27 protein-coding genes are annotated in these 25,846 nt (G+C 61.0%); 7 read left to right on the top strand and 20 right to left on the bottom strand.

The window, feature by feature from the left end:
• Positions 1-4: 4 nt before the first annotated feature.
• The 9 genes from ruvA to tyrS form a co-directional block, all read right to left on the bottom strand.
• Positions 5-583: a Holliday junction branch migration protein RuvA gene (gene ruvA, locus OPV09_RS05295; RefSeq protein ID WP_034749203.1), complete on the bottom strand. Its 579-nt coding sequence runs from the start codon at positions 581-583 to the stop codon at positions 5-7.
• Positions 584-637: 54 nt separating this feature from the next.
• Entirely contained in the window at positions 638-1,177 is a 540-nt protein-coding gene (gene ruvC / locus OPV09_RS05290) for a crossover junction endodeoxyribonuclease RuvC (RefSeq protein WP_034749205.1), read from the bottom strand.
• Between the two features lie 184 nt (positions 1,178-1,361).
• Positions 1,362-2,948, bottom strand: coding sequence for a bifunctional phosphoribosylaminoimidazolecarboxamide formyltransferase/IMP cyclohydrolase (gene purH / locus OPV09_RS05285; protein WP_139091735.1), 1,587 nt, complete (start codon positions 2,946-2,948; stop codon positions 1,362-1,364).
• Between the two features lie 105 nt (positions 2,949-3,053).
• Complete coding sequence (locus OPV09_RS05280; RefSeq protein ID WP_008445162.1) at positions 3,054-3,287, bottom strand: helix-turn-helix domain-containing protein; 234 nt, start codon at positions 3,285-3,287, stop codon at positions 3,054-3,056.
• A 191-nt stretch (positions 3,288-3,478) separates the two neighbouring features.
• Positions 3,479-4,519, bottom strand: coding sequence for a tRNA dihydrouridine synthase DusB (dusB, locus tag OPV09_RS05275; RefSeq protein ID WP_072456748.1), 1,041 nt, complete (start codon positions 4,517-4,519; stop codon positions 3,479-3,481).
• 107 nt (positions 4,520-4,626) lie between these two features.
• Positions 4,627-5,271 (bottom strand): histidine phosphatase family protein, encoded by a 645-nt coding sequence (locus tag OPV09_RS05270; protein ID WP_338680774.1) that lies wholly within the window; start codon positions 5,269-5,271, stop codon positions 4,627-4,629.
• Positions 5,272-5,274: 3 nt separating this feature from the next.
• Positions 5,275-5,907, bottom strand: a complete 633-nt coding sequence (locus OPV09_RS05265) for a YbhB/YbcL family Raf kinase inhibitor-like protein (protein ID WP_338680773.1) — start codon at positions 5,905-5,907, stop codon at positions 5,275-5,277.
• 33 nt (positions 5,908-5,940) lie between these two features.
• The gene (gene dtd, locus OPV09_RS05260; protein ID WP_338680772.1) at positions 5,941-6,387 is read right to left on the bottom strand and encodes a D-aminoacyl-tRNA deacylase; all 447 of its coding nucleotides are present in this window, start codon (positions 6,385-6,387) and stop codon (positions 5,941-5,943) included.
• Positions 6,384-7,649: a tyrosine--tRNA ligase gene (gene tyrS, locus OPV09_RS05255; RefSeq protein ID WP_034749219.1), complete on the bottom strand. Its 1,266-nt coding sequence runs from the start codon at positions 7,647-7,649 to the stop codon at positions 6,384-6,386. Before tyrS ends, dtd begins: the two co-directional genes overlap by 4 nt.
• A gap of 154 nt (positions 7,650-7,803) precedes the next feature.
• On the opposite strand from tyrS, the gene OPV09_RS05250 reads away from it, so the two are divergent.
• Positions 7,804-9,171: a M23 family metallopeptidase gene (locus tag OPV09_RS05250; protein WP_034749221.1), complete on the top strand. Its 1,368-nt coding sequence runs from the start codon at positions 7,804-7,806 to the stop codon at positions 9,169-9,171.
• 121 nt (positions 9,172-9,292) lie between these two features.
• Entirely contained in the window at positions 9,293-10,387 is a 1,095-nt protein-coding gene (locus OPV09_RS05245) for an anhydro-N-acetylmuramic acid kinase (RefSeq protein ID WP_338680771.1), read from the top strand.
• 64 nt (positions 10,388-10,451) lie between these two features.
• Here the strand turns inward: OPV09_RS05245 and erpA are convergent, their stop codons facing one another.
• The 5 genes from erpA to rplM form a co-directional block, all read right to left on the bottom strand.
• Positions 10,452-10,814 carry an iron-sulfur cluster insertion protein ErpA gene (erpA, locus tag OPV09_RS05240; RefSeq protein ID WP_029496047.1) on the bottom strand — a complete coding sequence of 121 codons (363 nt, stop codon included), beginning with the start codon at positions 10,812-10,814 and terminating at the stop codon, positions 10,452-10,454.
• 98 nt (positions 10,815-10,912) lie between these two features.
• Positions 10,913-11,302: a bactofilin family protein gene (locus OPV09_RS05235; protein WP_034749532.1), complete on the bottom strand. Its 390-nt coding sequence runs from the start codon at positions 11,300-11,302 to the stop codon at positions 10,913-10,915.
• A gap of 90 nt (positions 11,303-11,392) precedes the next feature.
• The gene (gene argC, locus OPV09_RS05230; protein ID WP_338680770.1) at positions 11,393-12,430 is read right to left on the bottom strand and encodes an N-acetyl-gamma-glutamyl-phosphate reductase; all 1,038 of its coding nucleotides are present in this window, start codon (positions 12,428-12,430) and stop codon (positions 11,393-11,395) included.
• Positions 12,431-12,600: 170 nt separating this feature from the next.
• A complete protein-coding gene (gene rpsI / locus OPV09_RS05225; RefSeq protein ID WP_010393285.1) occupies positions 12,601-12,993 on the bottom strand; it encodes a 30S ribosomal protein S9 in 393 nt (130 codons plus the stop codon).
• Positions 12,994-13,002: 9 nt separating this feature from the next.
• Complete coding sequence (rplM, locus tag OPV09_RS05220; RefSeq protein ID WP_010393282.1) at positions 13,003-13,431, bottom strand: 50S ribosomal protein L13; 429 nt, start codon at positions 13,429-13,431, stop codon at positions 13,003-13,005.
• 225 nt (positions 13,432-13,656) lie between these two features.
• On the opposite strand from rplM, the gene OPV09_RS05215 reads away from it, so the two are divergent.
• Entirely contained in the window at positions 13,657-14,079 is a 423-nt protein-coding gene (locus OPV09_RS05215) for an OsmC family protein (RefSeq protein ID WP_034749235.1), read from the top strand.
• A 116-nt stretch (positions 14,080-14,195) separates the two neighbouring features.
• Here OPV09_RS05215 and coq7 read toward each other — a convergent pair whose 3' ends face one another.
• Both coq7 and OPV09_RS05205 read right to left on the bottom strand, forming a co-directional pair.
• Entirely contained in the window at positions 14,196-14,840 is a 645-nt protein-coding gene (coq7, locus tag OPV09_RS05210; RefSeq protein ID WP_034749238.1) for a 2-polyprenyl-3-methyl-6-methoxy-1,4-benzoquinone monooxygenase, read from the bottom strand.
• 85 nt (positions 14,841-14,925) lie between these two features.
• Entirely contained in the window at positions 14,926-15,357 is a 432-nt protein-coding gene (locus OPV09_RS05205; protein WP_338680765.1) for a hypothetical protein, read from the bottom strand.
• Positions 15,358-15,504: 147 nt separating this feature from the next.
• Here OPV09_RS05205 and OPV09_RS05200 point away from each other — a divergent pair, with 147 nt between their 5' ends.
• From OPV09_RS05200 to OPV09_RS05185, 4 genes are all read left to right on the top strand, one after another.
• Positions 15,505-16,284 carry an ATP-binding cassette domain-containing protein gene (locus OPV09_RS05200; protein ID WP_331778662.1) on the top strand — a complete coding sequence of 260 codons (780 nt, stop codon included), beginning with the start codon at positions 15,505-15,507 and terminating at the stop codon, positions 16,282-16,284.
• Positions 16,285-16,287: 3 nt separating this feature from the next.
• Positions 16,288-17,484, top strand: a complete 1,197-nt coding sequence (locus OPV09_RS05195) for an ABC transporter permease (protein ID WP_338680764.1) — start codon at positions 16,288-16,290, stop codon at positions 17,482-17,484.
• A gap of 171 nt (positions 17,485-17,655) precedes the next feature.
• Positions 17,656-18,549, top strand: a complete 894-nt coding sequence (locus OPV09_RS05190; protein ID WP_034749256.1) for an ABC transporter ATP-binding protein — start codon at positions 17,656-17,658, stop codon at positions 18,547-18,549.
• Positions 18,550-18,559: 10 nt separating this feature from the next.
• A complete protein-coding gene (locus OPV09_RS05185) occupies positions 18,560-22,138 on the top strand; it encodes an ABC transporter permease/M1 family aminopeptidase (protein WP_338680763.1) in 3,579 nt (1,192 codons plus the stop codon).
• Between the two features lie 53 nt (positions 22,139-22,191).
• On the opposite strand, the gene OPV09_RS05180 is transcribed toward OPV09_RS05185, so the two are convergent.
• From OPV09_RS05180 to OPV09_RS05165, 4 genes are all read right to left on the bottom strand, one after another.
• The gene (locus tag OPV09_RS05180) at positions 22,192-22,575 is read right to left on the bottom strand and encodes a hypothetical protein (RefSeq protein ID WP_338680762.1); all 384 of its coding nucleotides are present in this window, start codon (positions 22,573-22,575) and stop codon (positions 22,192-22,194) included.
• Positions 22,576-22,717: 142 nt separating this feature from the next.
• Positions 22,718-24,181 carry a catalase gene (locus OPV09_RS05175; protein WP_338680760.1) on the bottom strand — a complete coding sequence of 488 codons (1,464 nt, stop codon included), beginning with the start codon at positions 24,179-24,181 and terminating at the stop codon, positions 22,718-22,720.
• 93 nt (positions 24,182-24,274) lie between these two features.
• Complete coding sequence (locus tag OPV09_RS05170) at positions 24,275-24,931, bottom strand: DsbA family protein (RefSeq protein ID WP_034749270.1); 657 nt, start codon at positions 24,929-24,931, stop codon at positions 24,275-24,277.
• A 20-nt stretch (positions 24,932-24,951) separates the two neighbouring features.
• On the bottom strand, positions 24,952-25,821 hold the full coding sequence (locus tag OPV09_RS05165; RefSeq protein WP_070301622.1) for an MBL fold metallo-hydrolase: 870 nt from the start codon (positions 25,819-25,821) through the stop codon (positions 24,952-24,954).
• Between the last annotated feature and the right edge of the window lie 25 nt (positions 25,822-25,846).

Raw genomic sequence — 25,846 nt, 5'->3', positions numbered from 1 at the left:
CCTATCAGCCTTTCGACAGCGCTTTCAGCGCCAGTTTGATGCCGTCCGATACGCCGGTACCTGCCGGCACGTTCTTCACGGCGGCCAGCGCTTCCTTGTCCGAATAGCCGAGCGCGACCAGGGCATTCAAAATGTCCGATTGCGCGTCGGGCGCCGCATGCGCGCCGCCGGCGCCGATATCGGCACCCAGCTTGCCCTTCAATTCCAGCAACAGGCGCTCGGCCGTCTTCTTGCCGATGCCCGGCACTTTCACCAGGCGGCCGGAATCCTGCAGGGTAATCGCCTGCGCCAGATCGGCAATCGTCATGCCCGAGAGAATCGACAGCGCCATGCGCGCGCCCACGCCCGTGATCTTGATCAACTGGCGGAACACGGCGCGCTCGGCCGCATTGCCGAAGCCAAACAGCAGGTGCGCGTCTTCGCGGATGGCCTGGTGCGTGAACAGCACGACTTTTTCGCCCACGTGGGGCAAGTTGTAAAAGGTGCTCATCGGTACGTCGACTTCATAGCCGACGCCCTGGCAATCGACCAGCAATTGTGGCGGATTCTTTTCAAGCAAAATACCGGAGAGACGGCCTATCATCGCGTGTTCCTAATGTTGTGTATCGTTGTTTCTATTGATATGAGGGCCATGCGCCTACCCTACTAAACGGCCGCGCTTCATACGCAAGCCCTGTAGCTGGGGCGCCAGCGCGCCGATCATGGCCAGTGCATCGATACTGTTGGCGTGGCAAATGGCCACGCCCAGCGCGTCGGCCGCATCCGTGCCGGGCAAGCCGGGCAAGGACAGCAGCCGCGAGACCATTTCCTGCACCTGCTCCTTGGCCGCCTTGCCGTGGCCCGTGACAGCCTGTTTCACTTGTAGCGCCGTGTATTCGGCCACCGACAGGTCGGCATGCACGAGCGCGCAAATGGCCGCGCCGCGCGCCTGGCCCAGCAGCAAGGTCGATTGGGGATTGACGTTGACAAACACTTTTTCGATGGCCGCGCAATCGGGCTGGTAGGTGCCGACGATTTCGCTCACGCCCCGCAGGATGACCTTCAGGCGCGGCGGCAATTCCCCTTCGGAACCCGTCTTGACGGTCCCCGACGCGATATAGCGCAGCTTGTTGCCGTGTTTTTCAATGACCCCAAAGCCGGTCGTGCGCAGGCCAGGATCGATGCCAAGAATAATCATCGCCAGATTCTATAATGAATACGGCAGGCACCGGTGAATAACCGGTGCCTGCCGCTGAGTACTTTATCGAGTAGCTGTAGGTCGGATTAGCGGTACGCGTAATCCGACATGCGTTGCCAACTGCGCTTGTCGGATTACGCGCGGCCTTCGGCCCCGCTAATCCGACCTACTCTCTCTATCGATATCAATGACGGAAGTGACGCGTGCCCGTGTACAGCATGACCACGCCGCGCTCGTCCGCCGCATCGATCACTTCCTGGTCGCGCATCGAGCCGCCCGGGTGGATGACGCAGGTCGCGCCCGCGTCGACGACGACGTCGAGGCCGTCGCGGAACGGGAAGAAGGCGTCCGACGCCACGACGGAGCCCGTCAGCGACAGGCCCGCGTTTTGCGCCTTGATGGAAGCGATGCGGGCCGAATCGATACGGCTCATCTGGCCAGCGCCCACGCCCAGGGTCATGTTATTGCCGCAGAAGACGATGGCGTTCGACTTGACGAATTTCGCCACTTTCCAGGCGAACATCAGGTCGGCCAGTTGCTGCGGCGTTGGCTGCAGCTTGCTGACCACGCGCAAGTCGCCGATACCGACGTTTTTAGCGTCAGGCGATTGCACCAGCAGACCGCCACCGACGCGCTTGAAGTCCATGGCGTGCACGCCGCTGCCCAGCGGGATTTCCAGCATGCGCACGTTTTGCTTGCTCGACAGAATCTGTTTCGCTTCGGCGGAGAACGACGGGGCGATCAGCACTTCGACGAACAGCTTGGCGATTTCGCCGGCGGTGGCGCCGTCGAGTTCCGTGTTGAAGGCGATGATGCCGCCGAATGCCGAGGTCGGGTCCGTCTGCAGGGCGCGCGCATACGCTTCCGCCGCATTCTTGCCCAGGGCCACGCCGCATGGGTTCGCGTGCTTGACGATGACGCACGCGGCGCTTTGCTCGAAGCCGCCCATGCTCTTCACGCATTCCCAGGCCGCATCGGCATCGGCGATGTTGTTGTACGACAATTCCTTGCCTTGCAACTGGCGATAGTTGGCCAGCGCGCCGTCGGTGGTGACGAGGTCGCGGTAGAAAGCGGCGCTCTGGTGCGGGTTTTCACCGTAGCGCATGTCTTGCACTTTTTCAAAGGCAACGTTCAGGATTTGCGGATAGGCGCCGCGCTCGGCGTGCACTTTCGTCGGGCCCAGGCTCGTCAGGTAGTTGGTGATGGCGCCATCGTATTGCGCCGTGTGCGCAAAGACTTTTTTCGCCAGCATGAACTTGGTGTCGTAGCTGACGTCGCCTGCCTTGCCATCGGCCGCACGCATTTCCGCCAGCACCACGTCATAGTCGGTCGGGTCGCAGATGACGACCACGTCCTTGTGGTTCTTGGCCGCCGAACGCAGCATGGTGGGGCCGCCGATATCGATGTTTTCGATCGCGTCTTCCAGCGTGCAATCGGCCTTGGCGACCGTGCCTTGGAACGGGTACAGGTTGACCACCACCATGTCGATGGTCGGCATGTCGTGCTCGACCAGTTTCGACATGTGTTCAGGGAAATCACGGCGCGCCAGGATACCGCCGTGCACTTTTGGGTGCAGGGTTTTCACGCGGCCATCGAGCATCTCCGGGAAACCCGTGTAATCGGCCACTTCCGTGACAGGAACACCGTTGTCTGCCAGCAATTTGGCGGTGCCGCCCGTGGACAGGAGGTTGACGCCGAGGGCGGACAGGGCGCGGGCGAATTCGAGAACGCCGGTCTTGTCGGAAACGGAGAGGAGAGCTTGTTTGATCATGGCTGTGGCTAGGTGGTTAAGTGTTCTTGGCGAATGGCGCAGTTCAGTCTTCAGGCGAAGGCTGCTGCGGCGGATTCAAATCTTGGCGTCACTTGCATGCCGGCATTACAGCAAACCGTGCTCCTGCAATTTCTTGCGCAGGGTATTGCGGTTGATGCCCAGCATCTGCGCGGCGTGCGACTGGTTGCCATCGGCGCGTGTCATCACGACTTCCAGGATGGGCTTTTCCACGGTCAGCACGACCATGTCGTAGATATTCGATGCTTGCTGTTCGCCCAGGTCATTGAAGTAATCTTCTAGACTTTTCTGTACGACTTCCTGAATGCTTTCTTTGCTCATTTGTATGCTTCAACCGGCTGAACACCTGGCCATCCGGCGCCGCGTCGCTCATGCGGTCCGCGTGCTGCCCTCTTGCCTTGATGTTGTAATTAATATTGCATGACGCTCTGTATAGGCGCTCGCCCTTGTACTTCTTATCACTCGTACTGATCACTATTGCTTATAACTTATGCCACTACCTTGCTATCTGCTCATGCTGCCGTGGCCGCTTCTATCAGGCCACTTTCACTGGATTCGGAGAGGCGGTATTGTAACCGTTCGCCAAATTTCCATTGCGACTCAAAAAATTGATCGACGGCCAGCAATTGCGCATCCGTCGATTCCAGCAAGTTCATTTGCTGGCGGAACGCTTCGCCGCCTTCCAGATCCTTGACGTACCAGCCGATGTGCTTGCGCGCCGTGCGCACGCCGAGAAATTCACCGTAAAACGCGTAATGGGCGCGCAAATGCTCGTCCATCAGGGTGCGCACTTCATCCACGTACGGCGCCGGCAGCAAGGTGCCGGTGCGCAGGAAATGGTCGATCTCGCGACAAATCCACGGCCGGCCCTGCGCCGCGCGGCCGATCATGACGGCATCGGCGCCCGTTTGATCGAGCACAAAGCGGGCCTTTTCCGGACTGGTAATGTCGCCATTGGCCACCACGGGGATGCCCACTGATGCTTTCACGGCGGCAATGGTTTCATACTCGGCATCGCCCTTGTAGCCATCGGCACGCGTGCGGCCGTGCAAGGTCAGCATCTGGATGCCGGCTTGCTCGGCGATGCGGGCGATCGTCAGGGCATTCTTGTTGGAACGGTTCCAGCCCGTGCGAAATTTCAGGGTGACAGGCACGTCGACGGCATTGACGACGGCGTGCAAAATCTTTTCGACCAGGCTTTCATCTTGCAACAGAGCCGAACCGCACCAGCTGTTGCACACCTTTTTCACGGGGCAACCCATGTTGATGTCGATGATCTGTGCGCCCCGATCCACATTGAACTTGGCGCAGTCGGCCAGGTCTTGCGGATCGGCGCCGGCGATCTGCACGGCTTTCGGCTCCATTTCACCTTCGTGGTCCGTACGGCGCGCGCTTTTTTCCGTCGCCCACAGGCGCGGATTCGACGCCGCCATCTCCGACACGGCGTAGCCGGCACCCAACTGCTTGCACAACTGGCGGAAAGGCCGATCCGTCACGCCCGCCATGGGAGCGACGAAAACGTTATTGCGCAGAATGTGAGGGCCGATTTGCACTGAGGAACCTGGAATGGACGGAGGAACCTGCTATTTTAACCGATTCCCTGCCTATTTAATAAGCACTATTTTTTTAGCTCAGTGCGTCAGAGTGGCGATGAGGCCGCTTAGCCCAGCTCGTCCATCGCGGGTGCGCTCAGGTGCTCGATATTTCCCCAGTGCACTAAATGCAGCTTGCCGTCGGCGTAAGAAAACCGGTTGACGCTGGCATTTTTGACCTGGAAGTCGCGCGGACTGTCGAGCGTCATGCCGACCGCCTCGCGGTAAGCGCACTCGAGTACGCCGCCGTGGGCCACGATGGCGATCGTCTGGCCGTCATATTGCTGGGCCCAGCGGGCGATGGCGCCATTCGCGCGCGCATAGAACTGGCGGAAACTTTCGGCCTGGCGCTCGCCAGACGGCATCACGGCGTCGATCTGGCGCGATTGCCATTGCGCATACTCGTGCGGATAGCGCGCGGCGATGTCCGCATACAACAAGCCTTCGAAAGCGCCATAGCAGCGCTCGCGCAGCAAGGGGTCAGTCTGCACTGGCAGCTTGTTCACGTCGGCCACGGCTTGCGCCGTCTGCTGCGCGCGCTGCAGGTCGCTGGCAATGATGGCGGCCAGCGGTTCGTCCGCCAGCGCCTGTCCCAGCGCGGCCGCTTGCGCCAGGCCCGCCTCGTTCAAGGCGATGTCGATATGGCCCTGCAGGCGGCGGCCCGCATTCCAGGCCGTCTCGCCATGGCGTATCAATAAAATCGTGGTGCTCATGCGTTATTTCTTCAGAGTAAGTGCCAACTCGGGATTGAGCGAATAGGCGACGACGAGCTGGGCTTCGTCGAGGATGTGGCCGTACAGGGCGGCATGGGCTTGCTGCCCCGTGAAACGCTCGGGCAAAGCCAGCTGCGGCACGTCGAGCGCATACAGGCGGAAAAGATAGTGGTGGATGCGCTCGTCATTCCACGGCGGGCACGGACCATCATAGCCGTAATAATCGCCGGCCATGGCGGCATCGCCTGCAAACCAGCCCGTGTAGTCGTTGATGCCTTGGCGCAGCCCAGGAGCGGCCGCCTTGCCACGGGGAGTTATGCCGCTGGAAAATTCTCCGGCGGCAATAACCCGTATGGCCGGTGGCAAGTCGAGCAAGCTCCAGTGATAAAAGTCGCCGCGCAGCGCCGTCAGCGACAGGGCCTGGTCATCGCGGTTGGCCAGGCTGGCGTCTTGCGGCGCATCGGGGTCGATGCAGAACAGGGCCAGCGACTCGGTGCCGTTGGGCACATCGTCCCAGGCCAGATGGGGATTGCGGTTGCCGGCGAGGCGCACGCGACTGGCCCGATCAATCTCGGCAAAAGCATAGTCGGCCGGCATCAGGCCGCCATCACGAAACGTCTCGCTCCACAATTTCATCGCTTGCTCCTCTTTATAGTTATTGTTTGACGCTTATTTGGCGTTCACCTGCAGCCAGAATGTGACGGGGCCGTCATTGGTGAGCGACACTTGCATGTCGGCACCGAACTGCCCCGTTTGTACGGTCGCATGGCGGCTGCGCGCCTGGTCCACGAAATGCGTGAACAGGCGCAAGCCGTCCTGCGGCGCGGCGGCCGGCGTAAACGACGGGCGCGTGCCGGACTTGGTATCGGCCGCCAGCGTAAACTGCGGCACCAGCAGCAAGCCGCCGGCCACGTCCGTCACGCTGCGGTTCATCTTGCCCGCCTCGTCGGCAAACACGCGGTAGCCGAGCAGTTTGGTCAGCAAGGCGTCCGCTTCCTTCTCCGTATCGCCCCGCTCGGCGCACACGAGCACCATCAGTCCGGCGTCGATGGCGCCGATGGTGGCGCCATCGACATCCACCTTGGCCTGCGTGACTCTTTGCAGCAGCGCGATCATGCCGTCAAGGTGACGCGAGCAAAGCTGCGCTTGCCAACTTGCAACACGAACTGACCGGCTTCCACTTGCAAGCCCTTGTCGCTGATGACGGTGCCGTCGATGCGCACGCCGCCCTGGTCGATCTTGCGCATGGCTTCCGACGTGGATGGGCACAGACCGGCTTGCTTGAGCAATTGCGGGATGCCCAGCGGTGCGCCAGCCAGGCTCACTTCCGGGATATCGTCGGGAATGCCGCCCTTCGAGCGGTTGACGAAGTCGGCCAGCGCATCTTCGGCCGCCTGTTGCGAATGGAAGCGGGCGACGATTTCTTGCGCCAGCGCAACCTTGGCATCGCGCGGATTGCGGCCTTCCTCGACTTCGCGCTTCAGCTGGGCCAGTTCGGCGATCGAGCGCCACGACAGCAGCTCGTAGTAGCGCCACATCATGACGTCGGAAATGCTCATCAGCTTGGCGAACATGGTGTTGCCCGGTTCCGTGATGCCGATGTAGTTATTCTTCGACTTGGACATTTTTTCCACGCCGTCCAAACCTTCCAGCAGCGGCATGGTCAAAATACACTGCTGCTCCTGTCCGTACTGCTTTTGCAGTTCACGGCCCACCAGCAGGTTGAACTTCTGGTCCGTGCCGCCCAGTTCCAGGTCCGATTTCAGGGCCACCGAGTCGTAGCCTTGCATCAGCGGGTACAGGAATTCATGGACGGAAATAGGAATGCCGCCCTGGAAGCGCTTGGTGAAATCGTCGCGCTCGATCATGCGCGCCACCGTGTAGTGGGAAGCGAGTTGGATGATGCCGCGCGCGCCCAGCGGATCGCACCATTCGGAGTTATAGCGAATTTCCGTCTTGCTGGCGTCCAGCACTAAAGATGCTTGCGCGAAATACGTCATCGCGTTAATCTCGATCTGTTCCTTGGTCAATGGCGGGCGCGTGACGTTGCGGCCAGAAGGGTCGCCGATCATGGACGTGAAGTCGCCAATAAGGAAAATGACTTGATGGCCGAGGTTTTGCAGCTGGCGCATCTTGTTCAGGACGACAGTGTGACCCAGATGCAAGTCAGGTGCGGTCGGGTCCAGGCCCAGTTTGATGCGCAGCGGAACACCGGTTTTCTCGGAGCGTGCTAATTTTTGCGCAAATTCGCTTTCGATCAATAGTTCGTCGACGCCACGCTTGGTAATCGCGAGGGCTTCTTGTACTCTGTCAGACAGCGGAAGCGCGGTCTGAGCGGCGTTAGCCTTTGTAGGCGATGCGGTGGTGTTGATTTCCATAAAATTTGACTGTAGATCTCAAAATGGTAGTAGGTTTGCGGAGTTTGTTATAATGCTCGATCCCATCAATCTTGCCGTATGAAAACGAATCAAAATAACAATAACAAAGAGCGCTAGCTCAGGTCACGTTCAAGGGCAAATTTTAACTGATTGCATGAACCCTATACATAAAATCACAGGCTCACGCTTGTACACACAGCTGACGACGACCCGCAAGGCGCGCATTATTGGCGCGTCCGCGGTGCTGCTCGCCGTGGCCGCCTTCGGCGCGGTCGCTGTGTCGCCCATGGCGCCCGACGCATCGGACTTGCCGGTCACGTCCATCGCCCAAAACCTGGAAATGCCTGATCTCGCCTCGCAAATTTCCGCGATGGAACAGGTAGACCAGAATTTCACCCACGAAGAAAAAGTCCGCGCTGGCGATACCCTCGCCACTCTGCTGACCCGTCTCGGCGTGGATGATCAGGCGGCCGCCAATTTCATTAAAACCGACAAGATCGCGCGCGGCGTGATGTTGCTGAAATCGGGCAAGCGCGTGCAAGCGCAAACGACCGAAAACGGCGACCTCAACTGGATGCGCGCCACCCTTGTCGACGGCACGGACAAATCGGTCAAGAACATCCTGATCACCCGCAAGGGCGACAAGTTCGTGGCCACGGAAGTGGCAGCCCAGCTGGAACGCCGCGTTGAAATGCACGCGCGCAAGATTACTTCCACCTTGTTCGCCGCCACCGACTCCAGCCTGGACGGCACCCGCCTGCCAGACTCGATTTCCGCACAAATCGTGGAAATGTTCTCCACCAATATCGACTTCCGCTCCGACCTGAAACGCGGCGACTCGTTCAATGTTGTCTACGAGACATTCTGGCAAGATGGCGAATTTGTCCGAGCGGGCCGCATCCTGGCCGGTGAATTCACCAACCGCGGCACGACTTACCAGTCCGTTTGGTTCGAAGACCCAGCCAGCAAACAAGGCGGCGGTTACTACAGCTTCGACGGCAAGTCCCTCAAAAAAGCCTTCCTGAAATCCCCCCTCGAATTCTCCCGCATCTCATCCGGCTTCTCCATGCGCGTGCACCCGATTTCCGGCAACTGGAAAGCGCACAAGGGCATCGATTTCGCCGCAGCAACGGGTACGCCTATCCGCGCCTCGGGCGATGGCGTGGTCGATTCCGTCGGCAGCCAAAATGGCTATGGCAATGTTGTTGTCCTGAAACACTGGGCCAACTACAGCACCGCCTACGCCCACATGAGCCGCTTCGCTTCGGGTCTGAAAAAAGGTCAAAAAGTCAGCCAGGGCGATGTGATCGGCTACGTCGGCACCACCGGCTGGTCCACGGGCGCGCATTTGCACTATGAATTCCGCGTCGGCGGCGTGGCACAAGATCCAAGCAAGCTGAACGTACAAGCCCAGGCGCCATTGACGGCCGCCGAGCTGAGCCGCTTCCGCATGGTATCGGCCGACATGATGCACCGCTTCACCCTGCTGCGTCCGAACGACACGGCACTGGCTTCGCGCTAAGTACCACTGCCTTCGGGCAACATATAAAGGCACCGCCCATGCAGATGGCCGGTGCCTTTATTTTTTGAACAGGAAAATGCGGCACAATGCACCCCATCACTTACGCACTCAAGGAATACCCATGCTGTATATCGGTCTGATGTCTGGCACCAGCCTGGACGGCGTTGACGGCGCGCTGGTCGACTTTTCCGATGATGGCGGCACACGCAGCCTCGGCGATGCCTACATTCCCTTCCCCGCCAGCCTGCGCGACGATCTGATGGCGCTACAAAGTGCCGGCCAGAATGAAATCGAACGCGAAGCGCTGGCGGCAAACCAGCTCGTGCGCCATTACGTCGACTGCGTCGCCCAGCTCCTGAGCAACGCGGGCATCGGCCCGGATGCCGTCACCGCCATCGGCGCGCATGGCCAGACTATCCGCCACCGCCCCGAGCTGGGCTTTACGCGCCAGCTGAACAACCCCGCCTTGCTGGCCGAACTGACGGGCATCGACGTCATCGCCGACTTGCGCAGCCGCGACGTGGCGGCCGGCGGCCAGGGCGCGCCCCTGGTGCCCGCTTTTCACCAGGCCGTTTTCAATCTGCCCGGCCACACGCGCGTGCTGGCCAATATCGGCGGCATCAGCAATATCAGCGTGCTGCACGCGGACGGCACCGTGACAGGCTACGACACGGGCCCCGGCAATGCACTGATGGATGGCTGGGCCCTGCGGCACCTGGGCCAGCCCTACGACGCCAACGGCGCCTGGGCAGCGACAGGCCAGGTCATCCCCACCCTGCTGGCAGACTTGCTCAATGAACCGTATTTTGACTTGCCGGCGCCGAAAAGCACGGGGCGCGACCTGTTCCATGCCGGCTGGTTGCAGGACAAGCTGAGCAACTACCCGCAAGCCAATCCTGCCGACGTGCAGGCGACCCTGACACAGCTGACGGCCGCCAGCCTGGCGCATGCCATCCTACGCGACGGGGCACAGGCGGAAACGGTATACGTGTGTGGCGGTGGCGCGCAGAACGCCAGCCTGATGGCGGCGCTGGCCCGTGCATTGCCGGGCATGGCGGTGGAATCGACAGAAGCGCTGGGCGTGGCGCCCAGTCAGGTCGAGGCGCTGGCCTTTGCGTGGCTGGCCTGGCGCTTTACGCAGCGCAAGCCGGGCAATCTGCCGGCCGTGACGGGGGCGCAGGGGCTGAGGGTACTGGGCGCCTTATATCCGAGCTAAGCCAGCGCAGAAACACAAATAGCGGATCGATGATCCGCTATTTTTACATTCCGATAAAACTACTTTATACCGAGAACGATGAACCGCAACCGCAGGTAGAAGTAGCGGTAGGATTCTTGATCACGAACTGTGCGCCTTCCAGGTCATCCTTGTAGTCGATTTCCGCGCCGACCAAGTACTGGTAGCTCATGGAATCGATCAACAGCTGGACGCCGTTCTTGACCATGGTGGTGTCATCTTCGTTGACGATTTCGTCGAAGGTGAAGCCATACTGGAAACCGGAGCAGCCGCCGCCCTGCACGAAGACGCGCAATTTCAGGTCGGGATTGCCTTCTTCTTCGATCAGCTGCGCGACTTTTTCAGCGGCGCTATCGGTAAAGATAATAGGGGAAGGGATCACATCTTGCATTTCAGCGACGGCATTCATATCAGGCACTCCTACTAGAAAACATTAAGTCATTATAGACTGTTGGCGCAAGTCGCGCTGCGGCCGCCGCTGATGCGGCTGGACGGTGTTGTTCCTGCTCACATTTCCGACACGGCCAGGTGCAGCACGGGGTCGGCGCTGTCGTGCCGACTGAGCTTGCCTTGCACCAATGCACCGCTGTGCATTTCCAGCACCTTGTAATAGACCTCTCCTACAATGCGGGCTTTTGGCTGGATTTCAAGCATTTCGGACACATACACGGGGCCATTGATCTCGCCGCTGACGACCAGGCTCGAGCAGCGCACTTCGCCATCGATGCGGCCCGCTTCGCCCAGCACTATATATGTGGGCTCGCCCGGCTCGCCCGTGACGTTGCCGCGCACATGGCCATCGATGCGCAAGCCGCCGCAAAACAGCAGGTCGCCCTCGATCCGCGTGGAAGCGCCGATCAAGGTGTCGATGGGATTTTTCGCGTTGCGCTCGAACATGAACGTCATCCTGTCGGGGTAGGTGGCAGTCCAATTTATCACAGGTCCGGCAAAAAGGCGCCGGACCCGCGCAAGCACCGTCGCGTATCGTTACGGCATCACGGCGATGTGTTGCAAACCGGCCGTTTCTTTCAAGCCAAACATCAAGTTCATGCACTGCACGGCCTGGCCCGACGCGCCCTTGACCAGATTGTCCTGCACCACCAGCACGATGACGGTGTTGCCGCCTTCGGGACGGTGCAAGGCCAGGCGCAGCATGTTCGAGCCACGCGTGGAGCGGGTTTCCGGGTGCGAGCCGAATGGCATCACGTCGACGAACGGCTCATCCTTGTATTGCTCTTCGAACAAAGATTGCAATTCGTCATTGCTGACATCCTTGTTCAGCTGCGCGTACAGGGTCGAATGCATGCCGCGGATCATCGGCACCAGGTGCGGCGTGAAGGTCAGCGCCACTTTCTCGTCCGTGAAACGCTGCAGTTGCGCCGTCGTTTCCGGCAGGTGGCGGTGGCCGGCCACGCCGTAGGCCTTGAAACTGTCGCTGCTTTCCGAGAACAGGATGCCGATCTCCGCCTTGCGGCCGGCGCCGGACACGCCCGACTTGCAGTCGGCGATCAAGCCGCCCGCGTTGACCAGGCCAGCTTTCAACAGCGGGTAAAAGCCCAGCTGCATAGTGGTCGGGTAGCAACCTGGGTTGGCGATCAGCTTGGCTTGCTTGATGTCTTCGCGGTTCAGTTCCGGCAAGCCGTACACGGCCTGTTCGATCAACTCGGGGGCCGTGTGGGGAATCTTGTACCACTGCTCGAACTTGGCCTGGTCTTTCAGGCGGAAGTCGGCGGCCAGGTCGATGACTTTCACGCCGGCGGCCAGCAGGGCTGGTGCTTGCGCCATGGCAACGCCATGCGGGGTCGCAAAGAAGACCACGTCGCACTGCTCCAGGTTCGCCTTGTCCGGCGAGGAAAACGCCAGTTTGACATGGCCGCGCAGGGAAGGATACATGTCAGCAACGGGCAAGCCATCTTCCTTGCGCGAGGTAATCGCCGTCAACTCGACATCTGGATGGGTAGCGAGCAAGCGCAGCAATTCCACGCCCGTGTATCCAGTGCCGCCGACGATGCCAACTTTGATCATGTTCTTTCCTTGTGTATAGATTGCATAAAGATGAGGGGAAACGCTACCCCTGCGGGTTTTCCGCGTATTTTACAGCGCAACGCCGAGTCACGCTGAAATGCAAAAAAGCCGCGGGACCGAAGTCCAGCGGCTTTTCGACCAGCACCCCGGAAGGTGCTGTAGCGTAGAAATTAACGCTTCGAGAATTGCTTTGCGCGACGTGCTTTGCGCAGACCAACTTTTTTACGCTCGACTTCACGTGCATCGCGGGTAACGAAGCCGGCTTTTGCCAGTTCCGGTTTCAACGCTGCATCGTAGTCGATCAGAGCGCGGGTGATGCCGTGACGAACTGCACCAGCCTGGCCCGACTCACCGCCGCCATGGACGTTGACTTTGATGTCGAAACGCTCGACATTGCCGGTCAGTTCCAGTGGTTGACGGATGACCATCAGACCCGTTTCGCGCGAAAAGTATTCGTTTGCTGGTTTGCCGTTAACAACGATCAAGCCTGTGCCAACTTTGATAAAAACCCGAGCCACTGCACTTTTGCGACGGCCGGTTCCATAATTGTAATTACCGATCATGTCAGTTCCTTAGAGAACAAGTGCTTTAGGTTGCTGAGCAGCGTGCGGATGGGAACCTTCCGCGTACACTTTCAGCTTCTTGATCATTGCGTAGCCGAGTGGGCCTTTAGGCAGCATGCCTTTGACCGCTTTCTCAAGCGCGCGACCTGGAAAACGCTGTTGCATTTTCTGGAAGTTGGTTTCGTAGATGCCGCCTGGATAGCCAGAGTGACGGTAGTAAATTTTCTCAGTAGCTTTGGTACCGGTCACACGCAGTTTGCCTGCGTTGATGACGACGATAAAGTCGCCGGTATCGACGTGAGGAGTAAATTCTGGTTTGTGTTTGCCGCGCAGTCGGAGTGCCACTTCGCTGGCAACACGTCCGAGGACTTTGTCCGTCGCGTCAACCACGAACCAATCGCGCTGGACTTCATGTCCTTTAGCGGAAAATGTTTTCATGTTGACTTCCTAATAGATTACACGCTCAAATGGTGGTTCCGCCGATGCTGCCGTGCGGACTCTGCCTTATTTACTTTTCCTGAGCGAACGGAAAGCCGACAAGTATAAGCGGCTTTGCCTTGCCGCGTCAAGCTGCAATCGAGGCCGGCTGCGGCCCGGCGGGCGGCACATGGATGGGCATTCCTCTATTACAATACAAAACGCTTACAATTTTCGGAGAGTACGATGGAATGCAAAGTCAGCTGGAATGGCCCGTCGGGCATGAGTTTTCGGGCAGAAACGGGTTCCGGCCACCTGGTGACCATGGATGGCGCGCCCGATGGCGGCGGCCACAACCTGGCGCCACGCCCCATGGAAATGGTCTTGCTGGGCACGGGCGGCTGCACCGCCTATGACGTGGTGCTGATCCTGAAACGGGGCCGCGAAGCCGTCAGTGGCTGCGAGGTGACCCTGAAGGCCGACCGCGCCGACACCGATCCGAAAGTATTCACCAAGATCCACTTCCACTTCACGGTGCGGGGCAAGGCCCTGAAACCGACGGCCGTGGAGCGGGCCGTGGCCTTGTCGCATGACAAATATTGCTCGGCGTCGATCATGCTGGCCAAGACGGCCGAGATTACGCATTCCTTCGAAATCATCGAGGAATGATGTAGGTCGGATTAGCGGGGCAAGCCCCGCGTAATCCGACGACACTACCGGCGCCAACAATGTTGTCGGATTACGGCCTGCGGCCTAATCCGACCTACCCGATCTACGCAGAAGTATCAGATGTAATACGCTGTTTTTGTCATCACTTTGCCCATCAACCCCATCAGCGCCTTCACGGGCGCCGGGGTGTCGATGGCGCCCAGTCGCTGGGCGGCGGCGCCGTGTTCCACTTCGTCGATGGCCATTTGCTTGACGATGGCGCGCGACTTGGCGTCCTGCGGCGGTAATTCCTGCAAGTGGCTAGCCAAATGCGCTTCCACCTGGCGTTCCGTTTCCACTACAAAACCCAGGCTGCGGCCGTCGCCCATGCGCGCGGCAATGGTACCCAGCGCAAACGAACCCGCGTACCACAGGGGATTGAGCAGACTCAGACGCGAGCCCAGCTCCGTCAGGCGCTGGGCCGTCCAGGCCAAGTGGTCTTCCTCTTCGCGTCCCGCTTCGTCGAACTGGGCGCGGATGGCCGGGCTGTGCGCATAGCGCGCCTGCGAGTTGTACAGGGCTTGCGCGCACACTTCGCCCACATGGTTGACGCGCATCAAGCCGGCGCTGTGGCGCTGTTCGGCCGGGCTCAGCTCCGCATCGGGCGCATGTGCGGCTGGCGTGGGGCGCGAGGCCGAGGCCACGCCCGCCATGACGCGCAGGGCCTTGTCGGCGCCAACAATCAAACGATCCAGGGGGTGAAAATGGCGGTTTGCGGTCATCGTGGCTATTCATGTCAGGGAAAACATGAATTATAGGACGATAGCGACCAGCCGTCCCCACGCCGCGCGCAGGGGGATCGGGGCTTTATTGACTTGTGCGCGCTTTTTCCTGCTCGATCCAGTCCACCACGGGGCCGACGGCGTCCAGGCCGGACAGGCTTTTCGCCACGCCCAGGTTCAGTGAAATCAGGAAAGAAATACTGTCGACGGGAATGTCCGGGCAGTGCTGGGCAAACGCGGCGCGAAAACGCTCCGATTGCAGCACGCGCAAGACTTTTTCGCCGCTCATGAATTGCAGCACGCTGGCGATGCTGTGCCCGCCACCTATGGAGTGGTAGATAAAACGGTTGTACTGCGCGTCGATCTGCTTGAAATCGAGCGTTTCCTCCGTCATCAGGCCGGCCAGGTAGTACAGCCCCAGGCTGACGCGGAAGAAACCGATGGCTTCGGCACTGGTCATGCCGGCGCGGGCCACGGCCAGTACCTTGTCCTGCATTGCCTGATCGATCGTTTGCATTGCGCTCTCCCGCGCCATCCGCGGCGCCCACCGGGCCAGCTTGCATGAAGATGCTGTTTTTTTCAATAGACCAAACGATATTTCCACCTTGCAAGTTACATTTTTTGCATGCTACTCTCGTTCTTCACCATTGAATGGATGAAGCACATGATAGAGGTCAAGCACCTGGCAAAACGTTTCCGCATGCCGCCCCACAAGGGCAAGGGCGTGCACGTCAGCGATCCGCGCGAACATGAGGGCTGGTTCCACGCCGTGCGCGACGTCAGTTTCAGCTGCGCTCCGGGCGAAGTGCTGGGCCTGCTCGGCCCGAATGGCGCTGGCAAGACGACCACCCTGCGCCTGCTATCGACGGCCTTGCAGGCGGACGCGGGCAGCGCCCTCGTCAACGGCGTCGATGTCTTGCAGCAACCGCTGGTGGCGCGCCAGAGCATCGGCTTCCTGTCCGGTTCAACAGGCTTGTACGGCCGCCTGACGGCGCGCGAAAACGTCGAGTACTTTGGCCGCCTGCATGGCATGCCGGCCGACAAGCTGAAACGCCGCTGCGACGAGCTGTTTGCCCTGCTGCAAATGGAAGAGTACGGCGGCAAGCGGGCCGATCAGCTGTCAACGGGCATGAAACAGAAATGCGCGATCGCCCGCACCGTCGTGCACGAGCCGCAGGTGGTGATCCTTGACGAGCCGACGACGGGCCTCGACGTAATGTCGGCCAAGATCCTGCTCGACTTCATCGCCAGCTACAAGGCGCTGCGCGTGCCGCTGATCTTTTCCACGCACCACCTGCACGAGGTGGAAAAGCTGTGCGACCGCGTCTGCATCATCAACCGCGGCACCACCGCCTTCAATGGCACGGTCAACGAACTGCGCCACCTGGGCGGCAGCGCGGACTTGTACGACGCCTTTGTCAGCGTCATCAACCAGGGAGCCTGAGCCATGTGGACCATTTATCTGAAAGAGTTGCTGGAACTCACGCGCGACCGCAAGACGCTGATCTTCACCATCCTCATCCCCATCTTTGCCATGCCGCTGATCTTTGGCGGCTTCGCTTATGTTTCCAGCAATATGTTCAAGAACGCGAAAACGGCGGAAATGCGCTACGCGCTGTTCGGCAAGGACCATTCACCGGGCTTGAGCGCGCGTTTTGCGCAGCAGCACAACCTGCGCGAAGTGCCGCTGGCCAGCGAGGGCGACATCCGCCGCGCCATCGGCGACGACAGCATCAAGTTCGCCGTCGTCATTCCGCCGCAATTTGAAGAGACGCTGAAGCAACAGCAGCAAGCCAAGGTCACTCTGCACTACAACAGCGCCAGCACGGTCGACGTGACCCAGCAGCGGGTGCGCGAGATCGTCGAGGCCTACAACGCCAGCCTGCGCGAAAGCGCGCTGTCGGCCCTGAACCTGAGCCCGGCCCAGCTGGCCTTTGCCCTGCACCCCATCGTGCTCGACAAGCAATCGACGGCCAATGAGCGCGAGCAGATGGGCGCCATCGTTGGCGGCATGCTGCCGTATCTGCTGCTGATGGTGTGCCTGACGGCGGCCATGTATCCGGCCATCGACCTGGGCGCGGGCGAAAAGGAACGGGGCACCCTGGCAACCCTGCTGCTGGCGCCCGTGCCGCGCAGCGCCATCGTGGTGGCCAAATTCCTCGTGCTGTTTACCGTCGGCATGACCTCGGCCGTGCTGATGGTGGGCAGCATGGGCGCCCTGCTGGCCATCTTCGGCAGTTCGCTCGAAGGCAACATGGCCGTCATGGTGCGCAGCATCGGCTTGCCCGACCTGGCCATGGTGACCCTGATGCTGGTGCCGACGGCCGCCATTTTTGCCTCGCTGCTGCTGTCGATCTCGATCTACGCGAAAAGCTACAAGGAAGCGGCCGGCATGATCACGCCGCTGATGCTGTTCGTCATCCTGCCCACGGTGGCGGCCATGCTGCCCGGCGTCGAGCTGAACTGGATGTGGGCCATGGTGCCGCTGACGAATGTGTCGCTGGCCATGAAGGAACTGGTCAAGGGCACCATGGATTACCGCATGTTCGGCGTGATCCTGGCCTCGACGACGGTGATCGCTGGCGCGCTGCTGGCCCTGTGCCGCTGGTGGTTTAATCGCGAATCCGTACTCTTCCGCAACTAGACAATCCCACAAGGGGTGAAGCGGGGCGCCATCCGCCCCGCCCGGCTGCACTCTGGGCACGCGAAAATGCCGTGTATCGCATGCAACTGCCCAGTACGTCTTAAATTCAATACAATGCCAGCATAGAGTAGCCCTGTCGCACCGGGCAGCAACGCATGAGTTAGGAGTTGTATGGAATTGCAGATCCGCAAATTGTCGAAGACCTACGCGAATGGCGTGGTGGCGCTGGACAATGTTTCGCTGACGATACCGCCAGGCATGTTCGGCTTGCTGGGCCCGAACGGCGCCGGCAAGTCGACCCTGATGCGCACCCTGGCCACCTTGCAGGAATGCGATTCCGGCTCGATCTTCTTCGGCGACTACGACGTGCTCGACGACAAGGACGAGATCCGCCGCATGCTCGGCTACCTGCCGCAAGACTTCGGCCTGTACCCGAAAGTGACGGCCTACGAGCTGCTCGACCACTTCGCCATGTTAAAAGGCTTGTCGCAGCGGGCGCGCCGGCGCGAAGTCGTCGACGGGCTGTTGCAGCAAACCAATCTGTTCGACGTGCGCCACCAGCGCCTGGGCGGCTTTTCCGGCGGCATGCGCCAGCGCTTCGGCATCGCGCAAGCCCTGCTGGGCGACCCGAAGCTGATCATCGTCGACGAGCCGACGGCCGGCCTCGACCCGCAGGAGCGTGTGCGCTTTCACAACTTGCTGTCCGACATCGGTGAAGACAAGACGGTGATCCTGTCGACCCACATCGTGTCCGACGTGGCCGACCTGTGCGCCAACATGGCCATCATCAACAAGGGCCATTTGCTGCTGTGCGGCAAGACCCAGGAACTGATCGACGAAGTCAGCTGCAAGATCTGGGCGCGCTTTGTCGACAAGAAAGAGCTGGCCAGCTTCCAGCAGCGCCACGCCGTCATTTCCACGCGTTTGCTGTCGGGCCGTACCCTGATCCACGTCTACAGCGACGACGACCCGGGCGACGGCTTCGAGGAAGCCATCGGCGACCTCGAAGACCTGTATTTCGCCACCATTGCCGGGCGCCACCGCGTCGCCCAGCAGTGCGACTGAGGGGACGGCCATGTTTGCCATTGCCCGCTTTGAAGCGCGACAGCGGCTCAAGCTGCTGTCCACCTGGGTGTATTTCGCCATGTTCCTGGCGCTGGCCATGCTGTGGATGGCGGCCGCCGGCGGCGTCTTCAAGGAAGCGAGCATCAGTTTCGGCGGCAAGTTCCTGATCAACGCGCCGCGCTCGCTGGCGTTCACGTGCAGCCTGCTCGGCTGTTTCGGCGCCGTGGTGGTGGCCGCCATGATGGGCCGCTCGGTGCAGCAGGATTTCGAATACGGCATGCAGCATTTCTTCTTCAGCGCGCCGATCAAGAAATACCAGTACGTATTCGGCCGCTTCCTCGGCGCCTATCTGGTGCTGGCCGTGGTGTTTTCCAGCATCGTCATCGGTGCCTGGCTGGGCGCCTGGCTGCCCGGCATCGACCCGGAACGGCTGGGGCCGCAACGGGCGCTCGCCTACCTGATGCCGTATGTATTTACCCTGCTGCCGAACCTGTTCATCTTCGGCGCCATCTTCTTCGTCATCGCGGCACTCACGCGGCGCATGCTGCCGGTGTACATCAGCTCGGTGGTGATGCTGATCGGCTACCTGGTGGCGCCGTCGCTGGCGCGCGACCTCGACTACAAGACCCTGGCCGCACTGATCGACCCCTTCGGCACGACGGCGCTGATACGCCTGACGGAATACTGGCCGAACGCGGAGCGCAACACGCGCCTGGTGACCCTGGAAGGCGTGTACCTGCTGAACCGCGCCATCTGGTCGGGCTTCGCCCTCGTGGCCTTGCTGCTCGGCTACTGGCGCTTCCAGTTCCACGCGACAACGGACGCGGGCGCCGCCAGGCGCCGCAGCGAGGGCGAGGCGCCGCAGCGCCTGTCGAACGCCTCGCTGTCCACGCAGGAAACGCCCGACTTCGCGCAACGCAACCTGGCCGCCCTGCTTCTCAAGATGAGCTGGCTGAACCTGCGCGAAACCATCAAGAATATCTATTTTGTCGTCATCGTGCTGGCCGGCGTGCTGACCATGTACGCGGGCGCGCTGGACATGGGTTCCATGTACGGCACGAATACCTATCCCGTGACGGAAAAGGTGCTGGACATGGTCAGCGCCTCGTTCGCCCTGTTCATGCTGATCATTACCACCTTCTACGCGGGCGAGCTGGTGTGGCGTGAACGGGAAGCGGGCACGTATCTGATGCTCGACGCCCTGCCCATGCCGAACTGGCTGCCCCTGCTGTCGAAGCTGTTGGCGCTGGTCGGCCTGCAAGCCTTGCTGAGCCTGGTCATCATGCTGTGCGGCATGTCAATCCAGGTCTTCAAAGGCTATTACCGCCTCGACCCCGGCCTGTACCTGGAATCGCTGTTCCTGTCGCACCTGCCCTACTATGCGCTGGTGGCCGTGCTGGCCATCTTCGTGCAGGTGCTGATCAATCAGAAATACCTCGCGTATTTCGCCATGATTCTGTACCACATCGCCAGCATCAGTTTTTCTTCGCTGGGCCTGGGCGACCCGCTGCTGCTGTACGGCAGCACGCCGGAAGTCGTGTATTCGGCCATGAACGGCGCCGGCCACTTTGTGTTGCGCGAGCGCTGGTACCTGCTGTACTGGAGCGGCGCGGCCGTCATGCTGACGGTGCTGTCGCTGCTGTTCTGGCCCCGCGGCGCACAGGACAGCTGGCGCATCCGCCTGCGCCTGGCGCGCCACGGCCTCACGCATGGCGTGCTGGCCAGCTTTGCCGGCGGCGCCCTGATCTTCGTCTTCGCCGGCGGCGTGCTGTTCTATGTTTTCCACGTGGCCAACGATTACCAGTCCGAGTTTTCCCGCGATGCGGACCGCGCCAGCATCGAGCGCCAGTACCGCAAGTTTGCCGCCACGCCGCAGCCGAGAATCACCGACGTGAAACTCGACGTGGCCATCTACCCGGCACAGCGCAGCCTCATCGTCACGGGCCGCTATTTGCTGCAAAACAAGACCAGCCTGCCGATCAGCCACATTTTTGTGCAGCAAGACCCGACCGCCACCATGCGCCTGCGTTTTGACGCGCGCGTGCATCCCGGCCTCGACGACGGCAAGCTGGGCTTCTACAGCTACCGCCTGGCCGCGCCGCTGGCGCCGGGCGCCACCCTGGGCCTCGATTTCGACATCCGCTATGCGCCGCGCGGCATCTTCGGCCTGGGCCAGGACACGCCCGTGGTCGCCAACGGCACCTTCTTCACGAACGCCGTGCTGCCGCACATCGGCTACCAGCCGCAGCAGGAATTGACGGACCCGCGCGACCGCAAGAAACACGGCTTACCGGCGCGCGAACGAGCCTTGCCGCGCGACGATGCGAAGGGCTTGGCCGACAATTACGTCAGCAACGATGCCGACCGCATCAACTTTGACGCCACCGTCAGCACCGTCGACGGCCAGACGGCCATCGCGCCGGGCATGCTGGATAACGACTGGATCGCCAAGGGCCGCCATTACTTCCACTACACGATGGACCAGCCCATCCTGAATTTCTACGCGTTCCAGTCGGCCCGCTACGCCGTCAAGCATGAGCGCTGGCAAGACGTGGCCATCGACGTGTATTACCACCCGGGACATGAATACAACCTCGATCGTTTCGTGCGCGGCAGCAAGGAAGCGCTCGAGTACTACACGAAGAACTTTGGCCCCTACCAGCACAAGATCCTGCGCATCGTCGAGTTCCCCCGCTACGCCACGTTCGCGCAATCGTTCCCGAACACGATTCCGTACTCGGAAGGCCTCGGTTTCATCGCCAAGGTGGACGACAAGAACCCGAAAGACATCGACTATCCGTTCTACGTCACGGCGCATGAAGTGGCGCACCAGTGGTGGGCGCATCAATTGGTGGGTGGCAACACGCGCGGCGCCACCGTGCTCAGCGAAACCCTGGCCGAATACTCGGCGCTGATGGTGATGAAGAAAACCGCAGGGCCGGCCAAGATGCGCCGCTTCCTGCGCTATGACCTGAATCAATACCTGATGGGGCGCAGCGAAGAGCGCAAGAAAGAATTGCCGCTGGCCGAGAATGAAAACCAGGCCTACATCCACTACCACAAGGGCAGCCTGGCCATGTACTTGCTGCAAGATATCATCGGTGAAGACAAGGTCAACGGCGTGCTGCGCGACCTGCTCAAGACCTATGGCCAGAAAGGCCCGCCGTATGCGAGCGTGACGGCGCTGATTGCCGGCTTGCGCCAGGTCACGCCGCCCGAGCAGGCTTATCTGATCGACGACCTGTTCGAGAAAATCGTGCTGTTCGACAACCGCGCCCTGTCAGCCACGGCCACCAAGCGCGGCGATGGCAAGTACGCCGTCACCATCAAGGTGCAGGCGGGCAAATTGACGGCTGGCGAACAGGGAGAGGAACACGACGCGCCGCTGCACGACTGGATCGAGATCGGCGTCGACGATGCGAATGGCCATCCGCTGCTGCGCGAGCGCCTGCGCATGACGGCCCGTCAGGCGAGCTACACCGTCATCGTCGGCAGCCGGCCCGGCAAGGCGGGCATCGATCCCGACAACAAGCTGATCGACCGCAAGCCGGACGACAATATGGTCACCGTCGAGCTCGAAGAGCCGTGACGAACAATGGCCGCCCGTGCGTTCAGGGCGGCCACTTCGGTATCACTGGGGAGTCAGGCTGGGGCGGAGCGCGTCACCAGGCTCAGGCTGATGCCCATTTCCGTCAGGTGCTGCATGTCGGCCAGCGACAGGTCGAGCGGCGCGTCGACCGTGTCGTCGCCGTTCAACTCCAGTTGCAGCTCGGCCACGATGCGCGGCATCGTGAACGTGACGCCGCGCGAACGGCATTCGGCCAGGTAGCTGCGTATGCGCGAGGGCAACACTTGCGATTTGGGCGCCTGCGCGATCAGCACTTCAAAGCCGGAATCGAGATGCACGCGATTCGCGCCCTTCGCCTCGCCCTTGCGCCATTGCCGTTCCGGATCGGTGGGCAAGACTTCGAGGATGGATTTGAGCGTGGGGTCGTCCCCATGCACCGACAGCTTCGCGATATTCATATTGCAAGACTTTCTAGTCAGATCAGACCGACAAGTCTACGCATGGACGGCAAGTATGTCCATACGGCAATATTTAGTATCCGTCTCTAATTTGTGCTGCATCAACAACAGGCGGAACAAGCTTGTTCCGCCTGCCACACGCTTACAACGCCACGCCGCGCGCCTGCAAGGCGGCCCGCACGCCGGCGCCGTAGGCGGCATCGGCCCGGTCGAAGTGACCGAGTTGACGCTGCAAGGTTTCCGGCCGCACCAGACTCAAGGGAGCAGCCAGGTTGTCGAACAGGTTTTGCTTCGCCTGCGCGGACATCAGGCGGAACAGATTGCCGGCTTGCGTGTAATCATCTTCCACGCCGCGGCCATCGTAGCGCGCCGCGCCGCCGTCGAGCGCCAGCGCCCCCTCGCCATGGCCCAGCCCTTGCGGCGCGCTGCCTGCCGCCGCCACGTTCGCGTAATTCTGCGCCGCACCGCCATTGTGGATCGCCATGCCGCCGTCGCGCTGCTGGTTGTGGAAGAGGCAGCGGGCCGCGTTCACGGGCAGATGCTGGTGGTTCGTGCCGACCCGGTACAGCTGGGCGTCGTGGTAGGCGAACAGCCTGCCTTGTAGCATCTTGTCCGGCGAGTAGCCCATGCCGGGCACGGCGTTGGCCGGCGAAAAGGCCGCTTGCTCGACTTCCGCGTGGTAATTGTCCGGGTTACGGTTCAGCTCGAAAATACCGACCGGCAGCAGCGGGAAGTCCGCGTGCGGCCATACTTTCGTCAGGTCGAACGGGTTCCAGCCCGTGCGCTGCTCCCATGCATCGAGTTGCTCCTGCGTCGCCACCTGCAGCTTGACTTCCCACTGTGGAAAATCGCCGCGTGCGATGGCGCCGAACAGGTCGCGCTGCGCGTAGTCGGGGTCAGCACCGGCCAGGCGGCCCGCTTCCGCGGCAGGCAGATTCTTGATGCCCTGGCGCGTCTTGAAGTGCCATTTCACGTACACGCGCTGGCCGTCGGCATTGATCAGGCTATACGTGTGACTGCCGAAGCCATCCATGTGGCGGTAGCCGTCCGGCGTGCCCCGGTCCGAAAACAGCATGGTGACTTGGTGCAGGCTTTCCGGCGCGTGGCTCCAGAAGTCGAACATCATTTCGGCCGATTTCAGATTGCTTTGCGGATCGCGCTTTTGTGTGTGGACGAAATCGGGGAACTTGATCGGGTCCTTGATGAAGAACATCGGCGTGTTGTTGCCAACCAAATCCCAGTTACCTTCTTCCGTGTAGAAACGTACGGCGAAACCGCGCGGGTCGCGTTCCGTGTCGGCACTGCCGCGTTCGCCGCCGACCGTGGAAAAGCGCGCGAAGGTGGCCGTCTGCTTGCCTACTTCGGCAAACAATTTGGCCTTGGTGTAGCGCGAGATGTCGTGCGTGACGGTAAAGGTGCCGTAGGCGCCCGAACCTTTCGCGTGCACGACGCGCTCGGGAATGCGCTCGCGGTTGAAATGCTGGAGTTTTTCGATCAGGTGGAAGTCTTGCAGCAGCAGCGGGCCGCGGGGGCCGGCGCTGATGGAATTCTGGTTGTCGGCGACGGGGATGCCCGATGCGGTACTGAATGGCGGCTGTTGGCTCATGGCTGCTTTTCCTTCGTTGTTGACTAATGGAAGCAGTGTAACGAGGTCAACAACAAAGGAAAAGCTAATTGATTTTATCGAATCGATAGCTATTTACAATGCACACCCTTGTGCATCGCACACGCCGCCCAGTTGCGCCTGCAATTTCTCCGGTTGGCCCAGGAAGCCGCCGATATCGATCACGGACAGCTTGCCGCTGCCATCGTCGAGCACGAAGGTAGGAAAACCCTGGCCGCCCACCTGCGCCAGCAAGGCGCGGCTGGCGTCGATGTGCCGCTGCGTGGCGGCGCCCGCCTGCCGCGCATACTCGGCCTGGAATGCCGCCCCGTCCATGCCCAGCTCTTGCGCCAAGGTCACCAGCACGGGGACGTCGGCGATGCGCAAGCCGTCCACGTAATGGGCGCGCTGCACGCGCTGCAGCATGTCCAGGCCCTTGCCGGCCAGGACTTCAGCCGCCAGGATGGCCGTGATCGGCGGTTCGGAATCCATCATGGCCGTCGTGTCGTTCAGCAAGCCGTTGATATAAGCGTCGCCGAAGGGCTGGCCAGACATTTGCTCGATGCGCCGGTCATGCGGCAGCACATAGCCACGCCATTCGGGCGTGATCTGGCGGCGATTGCTGCCCGTCATCATGCCGCCGCCGTGGAACGCCACCGTCAGGCCAGGCACGGCGCGCGCCGCCTCGACCAGCGGCGCGGCGCCGTAGCACCAGCCGCACAGCGGGTCGAAAATGTAGTGCAGTGTGGGCATGAGAGCCTCCTTGTTGCCGCTTACCATTTCATTTCGCCTTTGGCTACCTTCGCGCTGGTTTCTAAAGCGCCATCGAGGCCCAGCTTCGGATAGCGCATTTTCATCGCTTCGATCAGGGCGGCCGAATTGGCGGCCTTGGCCGTTTCCTCTTCAAACGTCACCAGGTAGTCGCGCGTAAAACCGATGCTGTCCGGCGTCAGGGGCGAACCGACCTTGAAGTGGCCCGGCACGACGGTGACGGGTTTCAGGGCGGCGATGCCGTCGAGGGTCTTGAGCCAGTCCTGTCGCGATTGCGCGCTTTGCGTATCGGCCGTCCACACGTGCAAGTTACCAAACAGCACTACGCCGCCGACGACGGCCTTGATCGATGGAATCCACACATAGGTGCGCGCTGGCGTCGGGCCGGCGATGTCCAGCGACTGGCCTTCCAGGGCGATGCGCTTGCCTTTCAATGCTTCCGGAATGACGATGCTTTTCGGCGCATTGTCTTTCAGGATCGGGCCCCAGTAGGCGACCTTGGCGTCAGCCTTGCGGCGGATCTCGGCGACCGTTTCCGGCGTGGCAACGATTTTCGCCTGCGGGAACGCGGCCTTGATCACGTCGAGGCCAAAGTAGAAATCGGGATCGCTGTGGCTGATGTACACGGTCGTCAGTTTCTTGCCGCTGGCGCGGATCTTCTCCACCAGCTTTTGCGCTTCGGCGCGCGAGAATTGCGCATCGATCAGCACGGCGTCATGCTTGCCCGCGACCAATACGGAAGCGACGGGGAAGATGGCCTCTTCGCCCGGGTTGAATACTTCCAGGGTCAGGGGTGCGCTGGCGGCGGCCGAGGCGGCGCCGGCGGCAAACACGGTGGAAACAAGAACGCTGCTGATGGTTTTGGAGAACATGATCTGCCTTCACAAGATGATTGGG

The organism is Janthinobacterium sp. TB1-E2 (assembly GCF_036885605.1).
Classification (GTDB): domain Bacteria; phylum Pseudomonadota; class Gammaproteobacteria; order Burkholderiales; family Burkholderiaceae_D; genus Janthinobacterium; species Janthinobacterium aestuarii.
The sequence above is the reverse complement of the archived record's forward strand: the minus strand, read 5'-3'. Positions and strand labels throughout refer to the sequence as shown.